Source organism: Spirosoma pollinicola (assembly GCF_002831565.1).
In the GTDB taxonomy this organism is placed as follows: Bacteria; Bacteroidota; Bacteroidia; order Cytophagales; family Spirosomataceae; genus Spirosoma; species Spirosoma pollinicola.
This window is the reverse complement of sequence record NZ_CP025096.1, coordinates 6,666,505-6,687,830: the sequence shown is the minus strand read 5'-3', so window position 1 is coordinate 6,687,830 and position 21,326 is coordinate 6,666,505. Positions and strand designations below refer to the sequence as shown.

Sequence of the window (21,326 nt, the reverse complement as noted above, 5' to 3'; positions counted from 1 at the left end):
CCTAAATTAAGACAATGAATGTTGAGTCTCATCAGGACATTTACCCGTAAAATGTGTTCCTTGTGGTATGCGCGTTAATGAAGAAGTGGTTCTATTTTTTACCGTCCTTAAATGGCTGTTCATTTCCAGTCTGATTGGATGTCTGGTGGGACTAGCAGCATCAGGATTCATTCTCTTCATTCATTTCGTTATCGAGCAAAGCAACCAGTATCAGCACGTATTTTACTTACTGCCCCTTAGCTTTTTCATCGCTAACTTACTAAGTCAGTTCTTACTAAAAAAGCATGTTGGTACCGATGCATTAATTGCCGCGATCAACAAAAATTATGGCAAAATAGAGGGCAGTTTCATCCCGACGAAAGTCGTCAATATTGTGCTCATTTTGGCAACGGGGGGCTCGGCCGGGAAAGAAAGTCCGTGCGCTCAAATTGGCGCGGGTATTGGCAGTGTATGTGCTAATCTATTGCGGGTGGATGATATTGACCGTAGAAAAATGGTCTTATGCGGCTTTTGTGCAGGTTTTTCATGCGTCTTTGGCGCACCCCTGGCGGGTGCCCTGTTTGGCATCGAGCTGCTGGCCGTCGGGGTCATTTTATATGACGTGCTGCTCCCGGCTTTCGTGGCTTCCATTACCGCTTTTCAGGTTTCATCAGCCCTGGGGGTTACCTTCTTTTATTATCCGCTCCATTTTGTCCCCACCTTTGAAGAGGGATTCTTTATCCGATTGCTAGCGGGAGGCATTTTCTTTGGTTTGTGTGCCTACGCCCTCATCAACGCAATTCAATACAGCACGGCCTTTACCAATCGCATTCCCATTTGGCGTCCCTGGAAGGGTCTGCTGGGCGGGGTAATCCTGGCTGGACTAACGCTCCTGTTTTCACGGGACTACCTGGGGCTGGGACTTAATCTGATGGAGGGGAGTATAAAAGGGGCGACCGTACTGGGTTACGCTTTCCTGCTCAAAGCACTCTTCACTATTATCACCCTAAGTATTAGCCGGAGTGGTAGCGTTATTACCCCGGTTTTATTCATCGGGGCTACGGCGGGTAGTTTCTTTGGTCATACGGTTGGGGCGGATCCGGGTACGTTTGCCGCCATTGGGTTTGTTAGTCTGCTGGCGGGTACCACCAATACGCCCATTGCGTCGAGCATTCTGGCCATCGAGTTGTTTGGCGCAGCGGTAGCACCCTATGCCGCCGTATCCTGTGTCATTGCGTTTCTGATGTCCGGGCATCGAAGTCTGTACACTTCCCAGATCCTGAGTATCAGCAAATCACGGGCGATTACCATTGAGACAGGAAAACAGATCAGCGACGTACGAAATACGATAAAAAACTCGGAGCTTTGGTTTATGGATTGGTTTAAAAAACGTCGGGAATGATGGTCACCCGAACTACCTTTGGTCGGAGAATTACTAGCCAATAGATATAGGGTTCTAGGGTAACGGCAGAACCTGGGCTCCCAAGGAAAGGATTTATTTGGTATACCTTTAGCTCATTGAGATACCAGTTAGTACGGTTATGAAGATATTGCTCGTTGAAGACGAAGTTAGTCTAGCTTCGTTCATCAAAAAAGGACTGGAGGCCGAATCATTCAGTACCGACCTAGCCTATGACGGTTACGTCGGCAAACAACTCTTTCAGAAAAATGAGTACGATGCCGTCATTCTGGACGTTAATTTGCCTTCCTTAAACGGGTTTGACCTGTGTCGACTGATCAAACGGGAGAACGAACGAATACCGGTTCTGATGCTGACGGCGCTGGATACCCTGGATGATAAAATCAAAGGCTTTGACGCGGGGGCGGATGATTACCTGCCTAAACCCTTTGCCTTTAAGGAACTGCTGCTGCGGATTCGAGCCATTACTAAACGCCATGTGCTTAGTCATTCTACTATCTTGCGCCTGGCCGACCTGACCCTGGATTTAGACAGAAAAGTGGTTACCCGCGCCGAAAGACGCATTGAGTTGACGTCCAAAGAGTTTGCCTTGCTGGAATACATGCTGCTGCATAAAGGCAAAATCATTTCCCGCGCTGAGCTGGCCGAACGGGTCTGGGATACAGACTTTGACTCGAATACCAATGTGATCGATGTGTACATCAATTACCTGCGCAAAAAAATTGATAAGGAGTTCTCCTCCAAACTCTTACACACCGTAATCGGCATGGGCTACTCGCTGCATGAATCCTAACTGAACGAGGCCGACGATCATGTTAATCCGACATAAATTAACGATCCTGTTTACGGCAATCGGTCTGGCCATCCAGATTGCCTTCACCAGCTTTGTCTATACCTTTTACTCGGTTTACCGGGAGCAGGGATTTACCGTACGTTTGCAGGGGAAAGCCCGGCTATTTGGGCGGGTCATGATTTCCCGTCATTCCAGTCAGGGTGTACTGGATCGCGCCCTGAATGCCACGGATCTGCAAACCCTCACCGAAGAGCATATCAGCATCTTTGATCAGCAAGGCAACCTGGTGTTTACCAATCAGTCGCCCGCTTACGTGCAAAAAGAAGCTCGCTTCATTCCGGCACTGGCCAAACAACCCTCCATTCAGTTTACCATCAACCGCAACGAAGGCGTTGGGATCGTGTACCGGGACCAGGGCCTGCCCTATTCCATCTTTGTAACCGGTTATGACCGACTGGGCCATTCCAAACAACAGAACCTGCTGGTTATCTTGCTCGTCGCTAATCTGGGTGGCTTTTTGCTGATCATGATTTCGGGCTGGTACTTTGTGGGCCTGTTTTTGCGTCCCCTTGCCAACATGGTCAGCCGGGTTAGAGGGGTACAGGCCGACGCCCATCTGACGTTTCGATTGAATGAAGGCAACCAAACCGATGAAATTGCCCAGCTGGCTATGACCTTTAACCAGTTATTAACCCAGCTTCAAACCACCTTTGAGAACCAGCGGCAGTTCGTATCCCACGCCTCCCATGAACTCCGCACACCCTTAACGACAGTATTGGGAACACTCGAAACCTCCCACCAGTACGATACCAATCCCGCCGACTGGCGAATCAGTATGGAGGTGGCCATGCGGGAATTAACTAAACTGGTTGGGCTGACCAATAGCCTCTTGAAGCTAGCCAACACGGGCGACGGTTCGCTGGCCATGAGCCCGACTCGATTGGAGGAATGCGTGATGTCGGCGGTTAGTCAGGTCAAGCAGAAGCGAGCCGACTGTACCGTTTCGTTTCAGTTTGGGCAGATGCCCGCCGATGATTTTTTCGAGGTCATGGGCAATGAAATCCTGCTGACGACGGCCCTGCAAAATGTCATCGACAATGCCTGCAAATATTCCCGGCAGGCCGTTTTGGTCGATCTGTTCACCCAGCCGGACACTGCCCTACACGTGATCACCGTTACCGATCAAGGCATCGGTATTCCGCTCGCCGATCAACCCCATGTGTTCGAACCCTTGTACCGGGGGCAAAACGCGGGGCAGGCGGAGGGGTTTGGCGTAGGGCTGGCCATCACCCAGCAGATCATTGTGCGTCATCAGGGCGAAATAAGTCTGGTATCCTCCCCAGCGACGGGTACCATCGTGCGCATCGAACTACCCGCTTATGATGCCAAAGTACTTCGGACGGCTTAGCTTGACGTTTCGCTTCGCCCCTGAATTCCCCATTCTAATGAATTCTAATCTCGGGCTAAGACGGCTCTAATCCCGCAACCGCATCTTTGTGTCCGAAGGCTAAAACGGCTCGGATGTATGAAGCGGACTACCTCCTTTAATTTTTTAGCGGTTATGCTGGGCATTGGGCTCCTGGCGTCGCTGGCGATAAACGTCTACCAGCTCTACCGGCCGAACGCCCATTGGTTTGCCGATTCAGAACCAATCGAAGCCGAAACGGCCCAGCTCCTTCAGCAATTATCGAGCTGTAGCCGGGAAAACATCCGGAAAGACAGTGTCATTACGGTTTTGAAGAATAAGGTGGCCCCAACGGGTTTTCCATCCCTTTCGGTATCAGATCCTTAGACAAGCGGGTTGGTTAGGCTATTTTTTTCTATTGTGACTTATTCTGATCCCTGTACGTATGCGTACCCTTCTTTTTAGCTATTGCCTTGCTATCCAGTCACTACTGATCATCAGTAGTCTGTCGGCACAATCGGTACCCGCCGATTCGACCCTGACACTAGCCAGCGCTCTGGAACTGGCAACCCAGAACTACCCGTCCATCAAACAAAAACTGACCGAAACCCAGGCCACCCAAGCGGATCTGGCCGCCCGAAAAGCCAGTTTCCTGCCCGCTGCCTCCTTTCAGGCACAGGCCCTGTACGCCACCTCCAACAATGTTCGGGGGGCTACCTTTCCCAATGAAGGGTCAACCAACTCGGTGTCCAGTGGGGTTAAAGTCAATGGGCCGACGGCCGATGCAGTTTGGGGAAGTTTGAGTTCGTTAAACGTCAACTGGAAAGCCATTACCTTCGGTCGTAACAAAGCGGAACTGGCGCTGGCCAAATCGGCGATCCAGCGAGCGAATGCCGATTATACTCAGGAACTGTTCGTGCACCGGGTTCGGGTGGCGGATGTCTATCTAATGGCCCTGATTATTGACCAGACGGTCAAGGTACAGGCCGCTAACCTGGCCCGGATCGACGCCTTTCGGACCGTGATGCAGGCCAATACCCGCTCGGGCCGACGGCCTGGTGTCGATAGCGTACTGGCCGATGCCGAGGTGGCCAAAGCCCGGTTGCTACTGATTGAGAGTCGCCGACTCGCCCAGCAGCAACGGGTGCAACTGGGCGAGTTTATGGGACTACCCGGTTCGACCTTCCAGCTGGATACCACTACCTTTCAGGCAGCCATCCCCCCCGATTTCCAGTTTTCAGCCGAAAAGCTGGCCAATCATCCGGTCCTATCCTACTTCCGACGGCAGATTGAGTTTAGCCAGGCCCGGGTGGAAGCCATCCGAAAATCCTATTTACCCGCTATCGCGCTCAATGGCTCGTTCTGGGCCAGGGGGTCGGGGATCAGTGACAACACGACCCCCGAAGGTAACTTCATCTATAACCCATCGCTGGGAGCGGGGTTGCCCTTCCGGGTAGCCAACTATTTTGTGGGGGTGAGTACGTTTTGGCGCTTTAGTGATGTGTTTCGGACCCGGCAGGAAACCAAGGCGCAAGTCCTTCGAACGCAGGGGGAACAGTACCTTTACGATCAGGAAGTGCTCCGGATCAAAGCCGAGCAGCAAACGGCCGATCTGCAAATTCAAAACGCCTATGAGGCCGCTCAGCAGGCCCCGGTGCAATTGGGGGCGGCCCGGGCGGCTTATCAACAGGCCCAGGCCCGTTACGCAGCGGGTTTGTCAAACATCTACGAATTTACCCAGGCCTTTACCCTGCTCAATCGGGCGGAAATCGACCAATTCGTCACCACCAATAATGTCTGGCGGGCGCTCCTACTTAAGTCCGCTGCCGAAGGCGACCTCACGGATTTTATTAAACTGACTACCAAATAACCCTGCTCCAGATGAACCAACTCATCGCGTCTGCACTCACCCGACCGGTCACCATTGTGGTGCTGGTGCTGGGCCTGCTGGTGTTCTCGGTCATGGCCGTGCTGAACATCCCGGTCGATATCTTCCCCAAACTAAACGCCCCAACCATCTACATCGCTCAATCCTACGGCGGCATGATGCCCTCCCAGATGGAAGGCTTTATTGCCACCCGGTACCAGAACCAGATGCTCTACGTTTCGGGCGTGAAGGATGTGGATGTCAAAAACGTCCAGGGGCTGACGCTGGTCAAATGTTCGTTTTACGAAAACACAAACATGGCCCAGGCGGCAGGCGAGGTGGCTAACCAGGTCAGCCGGGTGCTTTCCTACCTGCCGCCTGGCTCGCAGCCGCCGGTGGTGGTCCGTTTCGATGCGTCGACGCTGCCCGTCGGTCAGCTCGTATTCAATTCCAAGACCCGGTCATTATCCGAGATTCAGGATTTGGCCTCGACCAAGATCAGACCCCTGCTGGCCAAGATTCCGGGGGCCTCCTCCCCGCCACCTTTCGGCGGCAACGAGCGAACCGTGGTGATTAAAGTCGATCCGGCCAAGATGCAGTCCTATGCCCTGACCCCCGATCAGATTGTCCAATCGGTGGTGAAGGCCAACCAGATTTCGCCGGCGGGGGTGGTGCGCATGAAAGACTACGCTTACATGACACCGTCGAATTCGGTCATCAATACCGTGGGTGAATTCGCGCAAATTCCCCTTAAACTAGGTACGGGACCAACCGTCCTGCTGGGCGACGTGGCCACGGTTAATGATGCAGCGGATCAGACGGTGGGCTACGCGTTGGTGAATGGGAAGCGGGCGGTTTACATCCCGGTAACCAAAACGGGAGATGCTTCGACCATGGCGGTGGTGACGGCTTTGAAAGCCAAACTGGCTGAGATGCAGAGTCTCTTGCCTGACGATGTACGGCTCAGCTACGAATTCGATCAGTCGGTCTACGTCTCCAACGCCGTGAGTGGGCTGATGAGCGAAGGCATCATCGGGGCCGTCCTAACGGGCCTCACAGTACTGCTGTTTCTGCGCGACTGGCGCAGCTCGCTGATCGTGGTTTTAACCATACCAGTGGCCATCTTAGCGGCTGTGATGTGCTTAAATGCAGCTGGCCAGACCATCAACATCATGACCCTATCCGGGCTGGCACTAGCCATTGGTATCCTGGTTGATGAAGCGACGGTAACCATTGAAAATATTCACCAGCATCTGGAGATGGGCAAACCCAAAGCTCGGGCGATTTACGATGCCTGTCTGGAAATTGCTTTCCCCGAATTTTTGATCCTGATCTGTATTCTGGCTGTTTTTGCGCCCTCCTTTTTAATGAGTGGCGTGCCCAAGGCCATGTTTTTACCGCTTTCGCTCTCGATTGGCTTTGCCATGATTGTGGCTTTTTTTCTGGCCCTGACGCTGGTGCCGGTCTTATCGAACTGGTGGATGAAATCGCATCATAAAGGGGACCACGAAGAGGCCGTCCAGGTACTCGACTCGCAGGAACTGGATCAGGTAGAAAACCATGCCCACTACGAAAAGACGACGAAACACGAGCTAAAGGGATTTGATAAATTTAAAGCGCGGTACGTCTCCCTGGTGGAAACGCTGCTACGTCATCGAACGCTGGTCATCAGTTGTTACGTGCTGATTACGTTCGGGCTGGCGGGACTACTGTTTATGAACATCGGTCAGGATATGTTGCCTAAGAGCAATGCCAAACAATTCCAGGTACGCGTCATTGCGCCCCAGGGCATGCGTATCGAACGGACAGAAGAACGGGTTCAGCAGGTACTGGGCATCATCGAGCAGTTGGTCGGTAAAGAAAACGTCGAGATTTCCTCGGCTTTTGTGGGCATGACACCGTCCAGTTACGGGACCAGTAATCTCTACGTGTTCAACGCCGGACCTCACGAAGCAACCGTGCAGGTAGCCCTAAGTGAAGACTATTCCGGCAACATGGACGTCCTCCGGGATAACCTGCGGGCCGCTGTGCGGAAACAACTACCGGGCGTGGGCATTTCCTACGAACCCATCGAGTTGACCGATAAAATTATGAGTCAGGGTGCCTCAACGCCGATTGAGGTGCAGGTCGGGGGCAAAAGCCTGGAAGATGGCCAGGCCTACGCCAAGCGATTACAGGATGGGCTCAAATCCATTCCCTATCTGCGGGATATTCGCATTAAACAACCGTTGAATTACCCTACGCTGGATATTCAGTTTGACCGGATCAAAGCGGCTCAGTTTGGCCTCACGGCCGATGACATATCGAAAAGTCTGGTGGCCGCGACCTCGTCGAGCCGATTCACGGCCAAGAATCTCTGGCTGGATCGAAAAACCGGTTATGCCTATCAGGTTCAGGTGCAACTGCCTGAATACGAGATGAGTTCTCTGGAAGACATGGAAAATATTCCCTTGGTCAAAGGTCAACTCCGGCCCACGCTGGGCGACGTGGCCACCATCAGACGGACCACCGTACCGGGCGAGTATGACCGCAGCGGCCCGCGTAGACTCGTGACGGTATCGGCTAATATTTTCAATAAAGACCTGGGAACGGCTACCCGCGATGTACAGCGAGTGATTGACGGACTAGGCACCCCGCCCAAAGGTACTCTGGTTGAGTTACAGGGAATGGCCCAATTGCTGCGCGAAACACTTGGGAGTCTGCAAACGGGTCTGGGCCTGGCCATTGTGGTAATCTTCCTGGTCTTGATGGCCAACTTTCAATCCTTTGGGGTGGCCTTTGTGGTCCTGTCAACGATTCCTGCGGTGCTGGCCGGATCGCTGGGGTTATTAAGCCTGACGGGCAGTACGCTCAATTTGCAGTCCTACATGGGCATCATTATGTCGGTTGGGGTATCGGTTGCCAACGCCATTCTCTTAATTACCAATGCTGAGCAGTTACGGTTGGTCTATAACGACTCGACCAAAGCGGCCCTCACGGCAGGTGGTATGCGGCTACGCCCGATCATGATGACCTCGCTGGCCATGATTGCCGGGATGATTCCCATGGCCTCCGGGCTGGGGGAAGCCGGCGATCAATCCGCTCCGCTGGGCCGGGCAGTAATTGGCGGGCTGTTTTTCTCGGCGTTTGCGGCCCTGTTGATTCTACCCGTCATTTTTGCCAGCGTCCAGGGCAAAGCTTCCGTCAAATCAGCCTCCCTGAATCCCAACGACGAAGAAAGTGAGTTTTATGATGGAATTGACCCGCTGAAAAAACAACTCTTAACCACGCACCCCAACTAACCCGCCCAAGGCCTGATGTTCAGTCCGGTTAGTATGACCGGTCCCTGATAGCCGGAACACCGAACGTCAGGCCGGGCACCAATCAATCGATTCTCATGAAAAACCTGTTGTATTACAGCGTGTTGCTGCTCGGAACGGCTTGTTTCCTGCCGGCCTGCTCCTCGGACGAACAGTCAAAAAAATCAGCTGGCCAACAAGCCGCAACGAGCCCCGAGACGGCCTTCCAGACGGTCCCTGTTTCCGTCGAGACCCGGGCCAAACAATTGGCGTTACCAGGCGAATTCAGTCCCTATTACGATGTGGCCCTCTACGCCAAAGTGAACGGCTTTATTAAACGCATGCCCGTTGATGTAGGCGATAAAGTGCATCAGGGACAGGTATTGGCCATTATGGAAGCGCCCGAACTGGAATCGGAGTTAAGTCGGATGCTGTCCGAACTAACAGCCGCCAGGGGTCGACTTACTATCAGTAAAAGTAATTATCGGCGCTTGGTGCAGGCTGCTAAAACGGCGGGAGCGGTAGCCCCCCAGGAGTTAGAGCAGGCCCAGGCGGTTGTCATGGGGGATAGTGCTAATCTGACCAGTCAGCAGCAACGGGTCGCGGGAGCCCGGCAGATGAAGCAATATTTGATGCTTACGGCTCCCTTCGATGGGGTCGTTACGGAACGCATCCTGAGTCCTGGCGCGCTGGTTGGACCGACGCAGAAAGATGCGCAGCCAATGCTGAAACTTAAAGAAATTGGGCGGTTGCGCCTGCAGGTAACCGTGCCGGAAGTGTATGCGGGCCAGATCCGGCAGAATGCGCCCGTGACGTATTCGGTAAATGCCTTTCCGGGCAAAGTATTTAGAGGTAAGATTAACCGAATTTCCTACAACGTCGAACGGAGTGTGCGGGCTGAACTGATTGAGATCGAGGTGAAAAATCCGGGACTGCAACTTATGCCGGGGATGTACGCGACGGTCGGCTTTCCGGTTCAACGGCAAAGTAAAAGTCTGTACGTGCCCAAATCAGCTGTGGTCATTTCGATGGAAGGCAGCTACGTGATTACGGTAGTGAACGGGAAAACACATTGGGTAACCGTTCAAACCGGCAATGAGTCAGATGATCAGATCGAAGTAATTGGCCATCTTAAACCCGCCGATCAGGTGCTCGTCAATGGGTCGGATGATATTCGGGATAATATGGCGATTAAAACCGTTGCTGAACCAAAAGTCGCCCGTCACGAAGCGGTAAACTAGGGACAGGCGTTTGGCTAAAAGAAGCCAGGCCATTCGATGACCGGTATGGACATCGATTTAGCTGAATACTACCCCTGGCTTGGCGTTGATGGCGAACCGGAAAGTCAATGGCTAACGAAATTCTATAAACCTAAACATGCTTATGCCGCCCCGCATGAACTTCTTGCCCAGTGTTATTATCTGGACGGCAAAAGCAGAACTGTTTCGTCTAGGGCCGTTTGCGGTAACCTGGTATGGGCTGTTTTTTGGTCTGAGTTTTATTATTGGCCTTCAGGTAATTACCTATCTCTTTAAACAGGAGGACAAGCCGGTAGGCGAAGTCGATTCACTCCTGTTGTATATAGTCATATCAACAATCACGGGTGCTCGGTTGGGGCATTTCCTGTTTTATGAACCCACGATGCTCTGGCAACATCCCCTGGACGTACTCTTACCACCCTACCGGGGTTTAGCCAGCCACGGGGCCGCTGTTGGAATTTTATTAGGTATATTTTTCTACGTGCGTAGCCGACAAGCACGGGGAGCCTCTTTTCTATGGGTAGCCGACCGGATTGCTATCGTTGTGGCCCTAAGCGGCTTCTTTATTCGGCTGGGTAATTTAATGAATTCCGAAATTATTGGCCGACCGACAAATCTGCCCTGGGGATTTATCTTCGCAAACAACACGGCGTATTCTGCCGTACCGCGCCACCCAGCCCAATTATATGAAGCCCTGACCAGTCTTCTTTTGTTTGGTGTGCTGCTGGGGATCTGGTCTCGCTACAGGGCGCAAACACCCCATGGCTTACTGGTTGGGGTATTTATGATCTGGGTCTTTAGCCTACGTTTTTTATATGAATTCTTGAAGGAGAACCAGGTTGCGTTTGAAGATCAGATGCGTTTGAATGTGGGTCAGCTATTAAGTGTTCCTGCCGTGTTGATTGGCGTGTACTTACTACTCAGGAGCTATAACTCCGTACTACATCGCCATTTGCCTGGATAAGCCAGGTTCGTTTTGGTGTCAATAAGGGTGCAAATTCCCGGAGTATTTACGTGATTGATTACGGTTTATGCGCCAGTTTACGTGGTTAGGTTTGGCAACGATGCTAACCCTTTGCAGTTTACTACCTTGTTGTGGCCAATCAACGTTGGATACCTACTTGGCGGCTCTTGACAGTAATAACCTTTATTTACGGTCGGCTCACATATGGATTGACTCTTGCCAGGCCGCCCAAAAAGCTCTGCGTGTAACCCAAAAGGCGAGTGGATTAGGCCAGCAACTTCTTGGTCAACCATCTCGTCAGGCCCTTCGTAAGGAACAAATAAAGTACCAGGTCCTGCGTCAGACGATTCATCGACAAGCCAGACTGAGTTATATTCAATTAATTTATCAACGAAAACGCCTGAACGAACTAAACCATCGCCAACAACTTATCCGTGACCTTTTCCAAACTTTTTCCTGGCGTTATCAACTCGCCAGAACGGATTTAGTGGATCAGTTCATTGGCTTCTGGTTAGCCGATATCCAGGCCAAATACACCCAAAAAGAAGCTGATGTTACCCGACTGGAACAAGCGCTTGTCGCCTTAAATGGTGATCGAACGGTTAACTTGTCAGACACGATCTACCCAAAGCTGGTTAGAAAAAGGTGCTTTTTGAGTTGGGGGAAGTCCGGTTCCGTTTATAAGCAGTGGAGTAATCGATTTGAATTGCTGAAAAGAACCGTTGACCGACAAAACCAGTCCTTTCTGAAAATACCTTCCCTAAACCGGTTAAGCTGGTCGTTAAAAACAGGCCAAATAATTCCGGAAGACTTTGTCACTCAATTTATTAATACGAGTTTTTTAATTGATCAGCGCATGCAAACGGAACGCGACCTCCACCTGACAGCAACTTATTTACGTCCGCAATGGTCGGTTCGCTAAGTTCTCTTTATTCGACTAACTATGTCCTGTGTAAACCAAAGTAACTACCTCGCCCGCCTTATGAAACGATTCGGTTGGTGTTATCTTTTTTTTACACTGACCCTCTTTGGCTGCAATCAACCGGCATTGCAGGTACTTCGTACATCCCGTAAACTAACAAGTTCATTAGGGGAAACGTGGGTAAAAACGATTCGAACAAGGTCCCGTTCCAACCAGGTACACATCATTGGCCGAACAGGGCATCACTGGTGGCTACCAGCTGATTCAATTTGGGGATACCGTACCCAAGATAATAAATCGTTTCGGCTTAAAGACGGGACTAGTTACGAAGTAAGGCAACAAGGACCTTTGATGGTATACCTTACCCAAGCCTGGGGGACTACGTCTGGGGACTACCATTATTTTAGTCTGACCCCCACAAGTACCATTTACAACTTGAACCGGCGAACTTGTCGACAAGTATTCAGTCAGGATGACTGTATGATGGAGTTGCTGAATCAACTAACCAATGAGCAACTATTGACGACCGATTCGCACGGTTCTTATGGTCTGGTTAATTCCTACAGGTTTTGTCAGTCTGAAAAGAAATAAGGATTATGTATCTGCCTCTAAGTTATTTAAATAGCGAATGTCACCTAAATTGATATTTAATATGCTACAGTATATTTAAATATTTCATTTAAGAGGCATACACATAAATTTTCCTTCGTCTCACATGGGAGCGTTTTTTGGGACAACTGATTTTACTATCTGTCCAATCTAATTAGTGGCATACGGAATCTGGCTAACTGGCTAGAAAAGCATCCGTTAAAGCGTCTGCGAGACCGGTGAGCCATTCCGCCAGCTAAGTCGACAGTATCGGGCTGGCCCAGCCTCTTGGGGATAGGGTCTGGGTAAATTAATCAAATACGTTCTGGATTGAGTTGTACCTGAATATGTTAAGTAAAGCAACTACTCCGGTCAATGCGTATCCGTTTCTTTCAGGCGGTGGGGAGCTCGGTGAACTGACCCGTCAGTATGACTGGCAAACCACCTCATTAGGTACGCCTGATGGGTGGCCCCAAAGCCTACGCGCTACGCTGAGCATCCTGCTTAATACCAAATCCCCGATGTTCTTGTGGTGGGGCTCTGATCTGATTCAGTTTTACAACGATGCGTACCGACCCAGCTTAGGGGATAAGGGCAAACATCCAACCGCGCTCGGCCAACAGGGGGCCGATTGCTGGCCCGAAATATGGCCAACGATCAAACCCTTAATCGACCAGGTGTTGGGCGGTGGTGAGGCGATCTGGAACGAAGATCAGCTGATTCCTATCTACCGAAACGGTCAGTTAGAAGACGTATACTGGACCTTTGGCTACAGCGCGGTCAAAGACGAGTCGGGTCAAGCGGCGGGTGTGCTGGTGATTTGCACCGAAACGACGGGTGCCGTACAGGACCGCAACAGATTGAAAACCAGTGAAAATCGCTTCCGCAGTATTGTCGAGCAGGCACCGGTCGCGGTCGCGCTGTTCAGCGGTCCTGCGTTTGTTATTACCCTGGCTAACGAACGGGTGCTCCAATTTTGGGGACGAAGCCGCCAGCAGGTCATCAACAAGCCCTTGTTCGAGGCTTTACCCGAGGCCAGCGGTCAGGGCTTTGAAGAATTACTGCACGGTGTGTATACGACGGGCGAACGCTTTGTGGCCAGCGAATTGCCCGTTACCCTGGAACGGAACGGCCGGATGGAACAAACCTTTATCAACTTCGTCTACGATCCTTACTATGAGTCAGACGGTACCATTTCCGGCATTATTGTGCTGTGTGTTGAGATTACCCAACAGGTAACCGCTCGGAAAGCCATTGAAGAAAGTGAAGCTAAATTTCGCTCCTTAATCGAGGAAGCACCCGTCGCTACGTGCCTGTTTGTGGGTCAGGAATTAAACATTGAGGTAGCCAATGAAATCATGCTGGGTTACTGGGGCAAAGATTCGTCCGTTCTGGGCCAACCACTAGCCAAAGCGATACCGGAACTGGCTGGACAACCCTTTCTGGCCATTCTGGATGAGGTCTTCACGAGCGGTAAAGCCTACGAGTCAAGGGGTGCCCGGGCTGAATTAGAAGTAGATGGCCTATTGGGTGCTTATTATTTCGACTTTTCCTACAAACCGCTCCTCAATGCATCAGGCGAGATCTATGCGATTATGCAAATGGCGGTTGATGTAACCGAACAAGTGCTAGCTGAACAGCAGTCGAAAGCCAGTGAATCCCGTTTCCGCAGTATCGTCGAGCAGGCTCCCATGGCCATTGGCTTGTTTAGGGGACGGGAAATGGTCATTGAGATTGGCAATGATCTGATTTTTGAGGTGTGGGATAAAGATCCATCCATTATTGGCCTGCCCGTCATTGAGGCATTACCCGAGATAAAAGGGCAAGGATACATCGAATTGCTGGAAGGCGTTTATGACAGTGGTGAGCCTTTCTCCGGGGCTAATTTACTGGTCAAATTGAACCGGCGTGGCCAGCTGGAAGATGTCTATTTTGATTTACTCTATACGCCACTCCGTGATTCCTTCGGGATCATAACCGGGGTGATGGTGCTGGCGAACGAGGTAACCGAACGGGTGCTATCCCGACAAAGACTTGAGCAAAGCGAGCGTCGCTACCGACTCTTATCGACTGAATTAGAGCAGCAAGTGCACCAGCGCACTCAACAATTGCAGGCATCCGTCCATGATTTAGAACGCTCGAATACCAACCTCCAGCAGTTTGCCTACATTGCCAGCCATGATCTGCAGGAGCCCCTACGGAAGATTCAGTCGTTCGGTGATTTGCTTAAAAGCCAGTATGGCGTGGAGTTGGGAGATGGAGTCGATCACCTTCAGCGAATGCAGACGGCCGCCAGCCGGATGTCGATCCTGATTCGGGACCTGCTGACCTATTCGCGGATTGCGACGGGGCAGGAGAGTAGCCAACCCGTATGGCTGACGGATGTTCTGAAAAGGACCTTAGCTGACTTAGACTTGCTGATTGAAGAAACCGGTGCATCCGTAAGGGTCGATTCGTTACCAACGGTGTGGGGCAATTCCTCCCAATTGAACCAACTGTTTCAAAATCTGCTCAGCAATGCCTTGAAGTTCAACCGGGTCGGTGTCTTGCCTCAGATTCGGATAAGCTGTCAATCGGTAGCCGCTATTGACCTCCCTTCCTCCGTTAAGCCAACCCGTCTGGCTGCGGCTTATTATCGCATTGACGTATCAGACAACGGCATTGGTTTCGAGGAGCAGTATCTGGACCGCATCTTTCAGGTCTTCCAGCGTTTAAACGGCAAAAGCCAGTACGCGGGAACCGGTATCGGCTTAGCGATCTGTGAGAAAGTAGTGGCCAATCACGGTGGTGCGATTACCGCTCGCAGCCAACCCGGTCAGGGAGCCACCTTTAGCGTTTATTTTCCTGATCAAATTATTTACGCTGGTTAAAAGTTAATACCCCGAAAACAGGCTGACTCGGAACCCTTTTGCTATCTGACCGCGTCCCGGCGGGGAACCGCACGGTGGTCCGCTTTGGTAGTTGCAACCCACATTAAGACGGACGTAGTGAAAAACCAAGTGATTATTTTAGCACACCTTGCTTCTCTTTAGACACTCTATCTACTTTTCTGGTGCAAGAGGCCTATCGGAGTGGGCAGAGTCTATCGGCAACCGGTGCTCCGTAGTAGACCGTCGGCTTGTTGTTCGAATATACTTATACCCTTAAAAGTGTTTCAAATAACACCCATTTAAAGAAATGGATACAGTCCTTGTCTTGGCAAAGTCATTCTGTTCAAACTTCAATCTCAAATTGTCATCTCATTAATCAAAATCAAAATCTCACATTTTAGCTGAGTTTGTGAGACTTTTTCCCAAGTGACGAATTTGGCGGCCGCCGGCCGATGCGGTCCCTTTTTTTCGATTTACCCTATATTGATCCCTCGCCGACGGCGGTAAATCATAGATGATCGCATTATTAAGACGTATGCTTCAAGCGAAATCAGTAGGCTTCCCGCTGCATCTAAATCAGAAAATAAAGCTAAGTTCGCCCTCATTTAATGAGGGCTGACCGGTTTCATGACTCCAACTTTACCTAAACAATCACGCTGGATGGCTAGCCGAATTAGCATCGCGATGCTACTGCTTTTAGCCCTTAGCCAATGCCAGCAGCCGTCCGTACTGGTTCCACAAAATACGACACCCACCCGCGATGACAACATGGCCTTGGGTAATCCGGATGGCGCCAGACCTGCCGAGTCCAGCCCCAATGCTTACCTCATCACCCGCTCTACGTATTCGCTATCATACAATCAGTCGACGGGCATTGCCAACTGGTGTAGCTGGCATTTAAGCACAGCCTGGAAGGGATCAGCATCGCGTTATGCGGGTAGCTTCATTCCTGATCAATCCCTACCGGCTGCCTGGTATCAGACTCGCCATGCTGACTATACCAATAGTGGCTTTGACAGAGGCCACCTCTGCCCTTCGGACGATCGGGATAGCACGGCCGAGGAGAATAAGACGACCTTTATCCTAACTAATATTGTACCCCAAGCTCCACAAGTCAACCGGCAATCCTGGCTACGCCTGGAGGACTACGCCCGAACGCTGGTGGCTCAGGGAAATGAATTATATATCATCGCCGGAACTGCGGGTAAAGGTGGTGAGGGCGATAACGGCAAGGCTAGCAGTATAGCCAGTGGTAAACTGAGCGTTCCGGCCGCGCTGTGGAAGGTGATTGTGGTATTGCCGGTAGGATCGGATGATGTGAATCGGATCAACGCGCAGACACGGGTTATTGCCGTTTGGATGCCCAATTCCAATGCAACGGGTGAAGGCGCTTGGGGAAGTTACCGGGTCAGTGTGGATGAGGTAGAGAAGCAGACCGGGTATAACCTCCTATCGAACATACCGGAGAGTATGCAGCGGATGATTGAAGCGAGGGCAGACAATAGCTTGCTATGACTATACGAGTCTGTTTCGTTATCAGGTGCAAAACTTGGGTAGATCTTCCGAATCATATACAATTCGCCGTTTATAATCCCGCTATCAGCGTGGGGCTTTTTTAGCGGCCTCAATCATGGCACTGGCCAGACTGGCAATTTCTTCCTTTCCTGGACCTGCCTCGTAATAGGCTCGCTCCCGACTATAGCGATCTATTTCGTCCTTAGTTGGCTCTATAGGCGGGCGCTTTTTCTCAAACCGCATCATAAATACGGCAATGGGTCCGAGCACCCGGAAGGCGCCCTCCAACAGCAACATAACTACTTTGTCGAACATGCTTCTTGGACGTAGCGCTGTGCGTGTGGTAACGAACGGTGTCCTTTAATAGGGGAGAGCCTAAAATAGCCTGGGGTGAATCGGCTATTTTAGGCTCTCCGAAGTACTGTACCTCGTCAGCAGGTATGGTTCCCCAGTGATCAATCCTTCTATAAGCTGACTCTCCAGATTATACCGTTGCGCATACTCGCTAATCGTAATCCATTCGGATAGAGTATGGTCAATGCTATTTTCGGCCAGGTAAGCCCGCGCTTGGTCAATCAATGTTTGATTATCGGTTAGAAGATTACTCAGCTTACTATTGCTCATGGTAGGGTAGTTCAGTTAATTGGTTCGATTAATTAAAATTCACTAGGGATAAACCCGCGAGCCAGTAAATAATTGATCAATGTGATGCCCTGAACTTCCATCCAACGTGACATGGTTAGGCTATCTAAATTGAGCTCATTTGACCAGTATCCCATCCAGGGGGTGTATCGGTTGGGATTCATGTTGCTCGCCGACGGGGTAAGAATAATCGTAGCCAAGCCCATAACGATTGTGCGTTGAAAGATGGGCATCAGTCTGAGTTGAGAACTCCAAAAATCATTACCTAGCCGAGCATATTGAGTTAGCTCGAAGGAGTTTACATCTAATTCATCCATCAGATGGGACATATATGGGGGTGGCCAACCCGCTAGAGAAATATCTTCGCGAAGGGGTTTTTCCGGTTCGCTCATCAGAACGCGCGTCTGGTAAGCCATTGCCAGTAATCCAATAATGGAAACATGCTGAACATGGCTCTGGTGCAAGAAACTCCGCATCAAGGAATGATGAGGCGAGGGCAGGTGATCATTCACAATGGGCAAGGGGCTTTACAAAATAAAGGTTGTACGCCGGGCCATTTAGTGGCCCAGTTAGTCAGAAAACTTCTATTTGATCGCAGGAAAGTATTCATTAATAATGGCTACCGATTTTTCGTACATTTTCTCATAGTTTTCTGGTGAGTTAGTCTTTAGCTTTTGATTAACATTAACATGTTCCGGTTCGCTTAATTCATACTCTACCACGCCGTATCTCTGGGCTATATTTTCTACCGTGTCCTTTCCCCAAATGTCAATAGCGTTTCCATCGTTATCGAAAACAAAGCTATGGACATAGCCAAGTTCACCTCCACCGAATAAATCACTGTATTTTTTAGCCATTAATGCTACCGGTTTATAATCTCTCAAATCATTCAGAGCCGTTGCAAAAAGATTACAGCTTCTATAGGAAAAGTCAGCGGCAATGTGTGCAGGAATGTTTGGCGCTTGCCGCTTCGGAATTTTTCCTAGAAAATCTTTATTATCAATAATTATTTTTTGTGCCGTATTTATTTTGTTTTCAGTAGGCTTTACTCTCATTGGTAAACTGAATAATTGGCTTTCACTATAAAATCTTGTTAGAATACTGCCGTAGTTTGCTCCTCGTTTCTGCGATATCGGTTGAATAATGTTCTTTACAAAAGTTGCCAGAGATTGCTTGCCTTTAAAGTCATACACTTGACTGGCGTTATTGCCGACATATACCCGTAACGATTTCATGTTTTCAGCGACTTCCTTGTCGTCCGTAGGCGTCCACCAGTCAACGTGTAGTAGCCAGCCAGTAAGCCTGCTCAAGGCGATTGCAAAATTTACGCCGTCACTCACCTCCCAATCTCGAATAATGTAATCTGGAAACGGCTTGGTTTTCTTTTTTTGTGCCATTGGGGTAGGACTTTAAATCAGGTTTTACGAATATATAAAGTAGTGATGCCTTGTTGAAGGTGGATCGGGTAGCTCCCGGACAATTAATTTGTGATCGTGGGGCACTGCTTCAGTAATGTACTCAGGATCAATAAAAATGATATTAAGCCGTCAGGCACCTCATGGCCAACTCACTCGGTGTGCTTGAGTAAGCGTTCACTAGAAGTGGTGGTTTTCAGAGTTGCCAGATCATCAAAATAGCGGCAGGTACAATACCAGTAGTACTATTTGTGGTGGTAATTGGAAAAACAGGCCTGGTAGGCATCGGGCTGCTACCGCACGATACGCAACAGTTCGTCCGTCTGCTGAAGTTCTTTAAGTTGGCTAACGCTGAGTTGCTCCATGAGGGATTAGTTTTGTAACTCATTCTGGTAATTCTTGATGTGTTGCCCCACATCGCCATGGGTGGCAGCCCGTTCAATGGAATACGTATGCTTGAAAAAGAAGGAGCGGGAAATAGCAGGCTTGTCATTTTAAGTATGACAAGCCTATTGGAAACGTACTATTTTGTCTAATTCTATTTTGTCAGTATTATTACCAGCTGTTTCATTAATAAGTACAATTTTAAAATCTTATGATTTCGTTCAGTTTATCGCTCCAATTAGTTGAAAAGTGCAATTAACCGTTGCACTTGCACCGCCTGAAATTGCTTTCCCTTCCGAGTACGGAACCCGTGTTCATTTAACGTAGCGGCAATCTTGCTCCAGTTCTCCCCTGCCCCGCGCAGCGACCGAGCAAAGGCAGCTGCGCGGCGATTGTTCTCATGCTCGCGGGCATTTTGCTGTCGAATTGCTAATCCCTTTTGAGTGGCGGCTGCGGTGAGATTTTCAGGCTTGCCCAATACATAGCCAGCCCGTTTCTTTTCGGCCAGTGCTTTGCGGGTACGATCACCAATGACTTCCCGTTCATGCTGGGCCATCGTGGCCATCACCCCTATGGTAAGTGTGTTGGCTTCAGGCATATCGGCGCAAACAAACTCGGCGCCTGAATCCCTGAGCGTAAAAATAAAGGCTACGTTCCGTGTCAACCGGTCAAGCTTGGCAATGAGTAGCACGCCTCCCTTTTCCTTGCAAAGCGCAATGGCTTTAAGCAGTTGGGGTCGGTTGTTTTTTTTGCCCGACTCGATGTCGGTGAATTCAGCGACAATCTCTCCCCGATTATAGATATAGGAACTAACACTGGTGCGCTGCGCCGAGAGACCCAGTCCACTGGCTCCCTGTCGTTGAGTCGACACCCGAAAGTAGGCGACGTACTGTTTGTGTCCAAATTGATGTTCCACGGCACAAATTCAAAGGTTATTCTGTAAAGATAAGGTTATTTTACATTTTCTAAACGCACGTTTAAAAAATGTAAAACTTAGACAAAGATCTTTCGTTGATAGGTAGACTCATGTTAAACTAAATAAACCTTTATCTTTGGTTACTTAATGAACGAAGCCCACTTGAGAGGAAATTAGTCTGGCCACTTTTCTAAACCTGCGGCAATGCGTAAGGCTCGTTGTACATCTTCCCAATAATAGCCACTGTCATAGCCGGTCGATAATCGGTCACAGATGGTCAGAAAATCATTGGCGGCATCAAACCGCAGTTTCTCCGGAGCTGGTTGCTCGGGTTGAGCCGGGAGCTGATCAGATACATCTTCCATGCCAGAAAGAATACGTAGTAATTAATACAAAAAAGCCCCACGGGTTATACCAATGGGGCTGAAGTAACGTAACAGAATAAAAACGTCCGTTTAAGCGGTTTATTGTGTATCCAGAAACAAGAGAGATTTTATTTAGCACTTTATTTTTATAGGTTCGTTGGCTACCCAAATTCATTACCTATAGTAAGCTCATTTCTTAGGTACCCTTCCAGTCGGACGGTCGCCAGGTCGGAAAAAGAATACTTGACTCTTTAAATGAAAAGTTACTGTCCGCCGTTGCGGCTTATTGTACTGAACTATCTATTGGAGCAGATCGACCTATCGATCTGCTCCAATAAGTAAATTTATGTTCACTCCATATACGGTAACCCTACCCTACTATTCACTGATCATGAACTTACACCCTATAGGGCGCATAAACATTAATTAACGTAAACCAACTGATTAGAGCCTGTTTATACCTACTCCCTAGGTTTATTCGATTCACTTGAGGCTTCTGGCATTAACTGTACAGCTGCGGCCATTAATGTCAGGAAAGAGGTATCCAATTTAACTGCTAAGTCCCAAACTACCGGCAAGCTCGGGTTTCTTAGTCCTCCTTCGATCTGGGAGATGTAAGAGCGATCTAATCCACTCTCATAAGCCAGATCATCTTGCGTCCATCCTTTTTTCAGCCGTGCTTGTTTAACCGCCTTTCCAAATGCCACTGATATAGGGCTCACCTTTGTCATAGAACGGCAAAGA

Annotated in this window: 18 protein-coding genes; 11 read left to right on the top strand and 7 right to left on the bottom strand. The window is 49.9% G+C overall.

Going from position 1 to position 21,326, the window contains the following annotated elements; all coding sequences use genetic code 11:
• Positions 1–67: 67 nt before the first annotated feature.
• From CWM47_RS28085 to CWM47_RS28030, 11 genes are all read left to right on the top strand, one after another.
• Complete coding sequence (locus CWM47_RS28085; protein ID WP_100991934.1) at positions 68–1,381, top strand: chloride channel protein; 1,314 nt, start codon at positions 68–70, stop codon at positions 1,379–1,381.
• Positions 1,382–1,520: 139 nt separating this feature from the next.
• Positions 1,521–2,192, top strand: a complete 672-nt coding sequence (locus CWM47_RS28080) for a response regulator transcription factor (protein ID WP_100991933.1) — start codon at positions 1,521–1,523, stop codon at positions 2,190–2,192.
• 19 nt (positions 2,193–2,211) lie between these two features.
• Entirely contained in the window at positions 2,212–3,600 is a 1,389-nt protein-coding gene (locus CWM47_RS28075; protein WP_100991932.1) for a sensor histidine kinase, read from the top strand.
• Between the two features lie 117 nt (positions 3,601–3,717).
• Positions 3,718–3,984: a hypothetical protein gene (locus tag CWM47_RS28070; protein WP_100991931.1), complete on the top strand. Its 267-nt coding sequence runs from the start codon at positions 3,718–3,720 to the stop codon at positions 3,982–3,984.
• 58 nt (positions 3,985–4,042) lie between these two features.
• The gene (locus CWM47_RS28065; protein WP_100991930.1) at positions 4,043–5,467 is read left to right on the top strand and encodes a TolC family protein; all 1,425 of its coding nucleotides are present in this window, start codon (positions 4,043–4,045) and stop codon (positions 5,465–5,467) included.
• A gap of 11 nt (positions 5,468–5,478) precedes the next feature.
• Entirely contained in the window at positions 5,479–8,745 is a 3,267-nt protein-coding gene (locus tag CWM47_RS28060; protein WP_100991929.1) for an efflux RND transporter permease subunit, read from the top strand.
• A gap of 95 nt (positions 8,746–8,840) precedes the next feature.
• On the top strand, positions 8,841–9,983 hold the full coding sequence (locus CWM47_RS28055) for an efflux RND transporter periplasmic adaptor subunit (RefSeq protein ID WP_100991928.1): 1,143 nt from the start codon (positions 8,841–8,843) through the stop codon (positions 9,981–9,983).
• A gap of 142 nt (positions 9,984–10,125) precedes the next feature.
• On the top strand, positions 10,126–10,965 hold the full coding sequence (gene lgt / locus CWM47_RS28050; RefSeq protein WP_240625497.1) for a prolipoprotein diacylglyceryl transferase: 840 nt from the start codon (positions 10,126–10,128) through the stop codon (positions 10,963–10,965).
• A gap of 145 nt (positions 10,966–11,110) precedes the next feature.
• Positions 11,111–11,887 (top strand): hypothetical protein, encoded by a 777-nt coding sequence (locus tag CWM47_RS28045; RefSeq protein ID WP_100991927.1) that lies wholly within the window; start codon positions 11,111–11,113, stop codon positions 11,885–11,887.
• A gap of 935 nt (positions 11,888–12,822) precedes the next feature.
• Positions 12,823–15,345 carry a PAS domain-containing protein gene (locus CWM47_RS28035; protein WP_100991925.1) on the top strand — a complete coding sequence of 841 codons (2,523 nt, stop codon included), beginning with the start codon at positions 12,823–12,825 and terminating at the stop codon, positions 15,343–15,345.
• Positions 15,346–16,005: 660 nt separating this feature from the next.
• Positions 16,006–16,860, top strand: a complete 855-nt coding sequence (locus CWM47_RS28030; RefSeq protein ID WP_240625496.1) for a DNA/RNA non-specific endonuclease — start codon at positions 16,006–16,008, stop codon at positions 16,858–16,860.
• An 84-nt stretch (positions 16,861–16,944) separates the two neighbouring features.
• On the opposite strand, the gene CWM47_RS28025 is transcribed toward CWM47_RS28030, so the two are convergent.
• The 7 genes from CWM47_RS28025 to CWM47_RS40375 all read right to left on the bottom strand — a co-directional run bounded on the left by CWM47_RS28025 (position 16,945) and on the right by CWM47_RS40375 (position 21,313).
• Entirely contained in the window at positions 16,945–17,175 is a 231-nt protein-coding gene (locus CWM47_RS28025; protein WP_100991924.1) for a hypothetical protein, read from the bottom strand.
• 84 nt (positions 17,176–17,259) lie between these two features.
• The gene (locus CWM47_RS28020) at positions 17,260–17,484 is read right to left on the bottom strand and encodes a hypothetical protein (protein WP_100991923.1); all 225 of its coding nucleotides are present in this window, start codon (positions 17,482–17,484) and stop codon (positions 17,260–17,262) included.
• Between the two features lie 32 nt (positions 17,485–17,516).
• Complete coding sequence (locus CWM47_RS28015) at positions 17,517–17,978, bottom strand: hypothetical protein (protein WP_100991922.1); 462 nt, start codon at positions 17,976–17,978, stop codon at positions 17,517–17,519.
• A 108-nt stretch (positions 17,979–18,086) separates the two neighbouring features.
• Positions 18,087–18,899, bottom strand: a complete 813-nt coding sequence (locus tag CWM47_RS28010; RefSeq protein WP_100991921.1) for a hypothetical protein — start codon at positions 18,897–18,899, stop codon at positions 18,087–18,089.
• Positions 18,900–19,539: 640 nt separating this feature from the next.
• Entirely contained in the window at positions 19,540–20,217 is a 678-nt protein-coding gene (locus CWM47_RS28005) for a recombinase family protein (RefSeq protein WP_100991920.1), read from the bottom strand.
• Positions 20,218–20,390: 173 nt separating this feature from the next.
• Complete coding sequence (locus tag CWM47_RS28000) at positions 20,391–20,582, bottom strand: hypothetical protein (RefSeq protein ID WP_100991919.1); 192 nt, start codon at positions 20,580–20,582, stop codon at positions 20,391–20,393.
• A gap of 461 nt (positions 20,583–21,043) precedes the next feature.
• Positions 21,044–21,313: a helix-turn-helix domain-containing protein gene (locus CWM47_RS40375; protein WP_100991918.1), complete on the bottom strand. Its 270-nt coding sequence runs from the start codon at positions 21,311–21,313 to the stop codon at positions 21,044–21,046.
• Positions 21,314–21,326 lie beyond the last annotated feature (13 nt).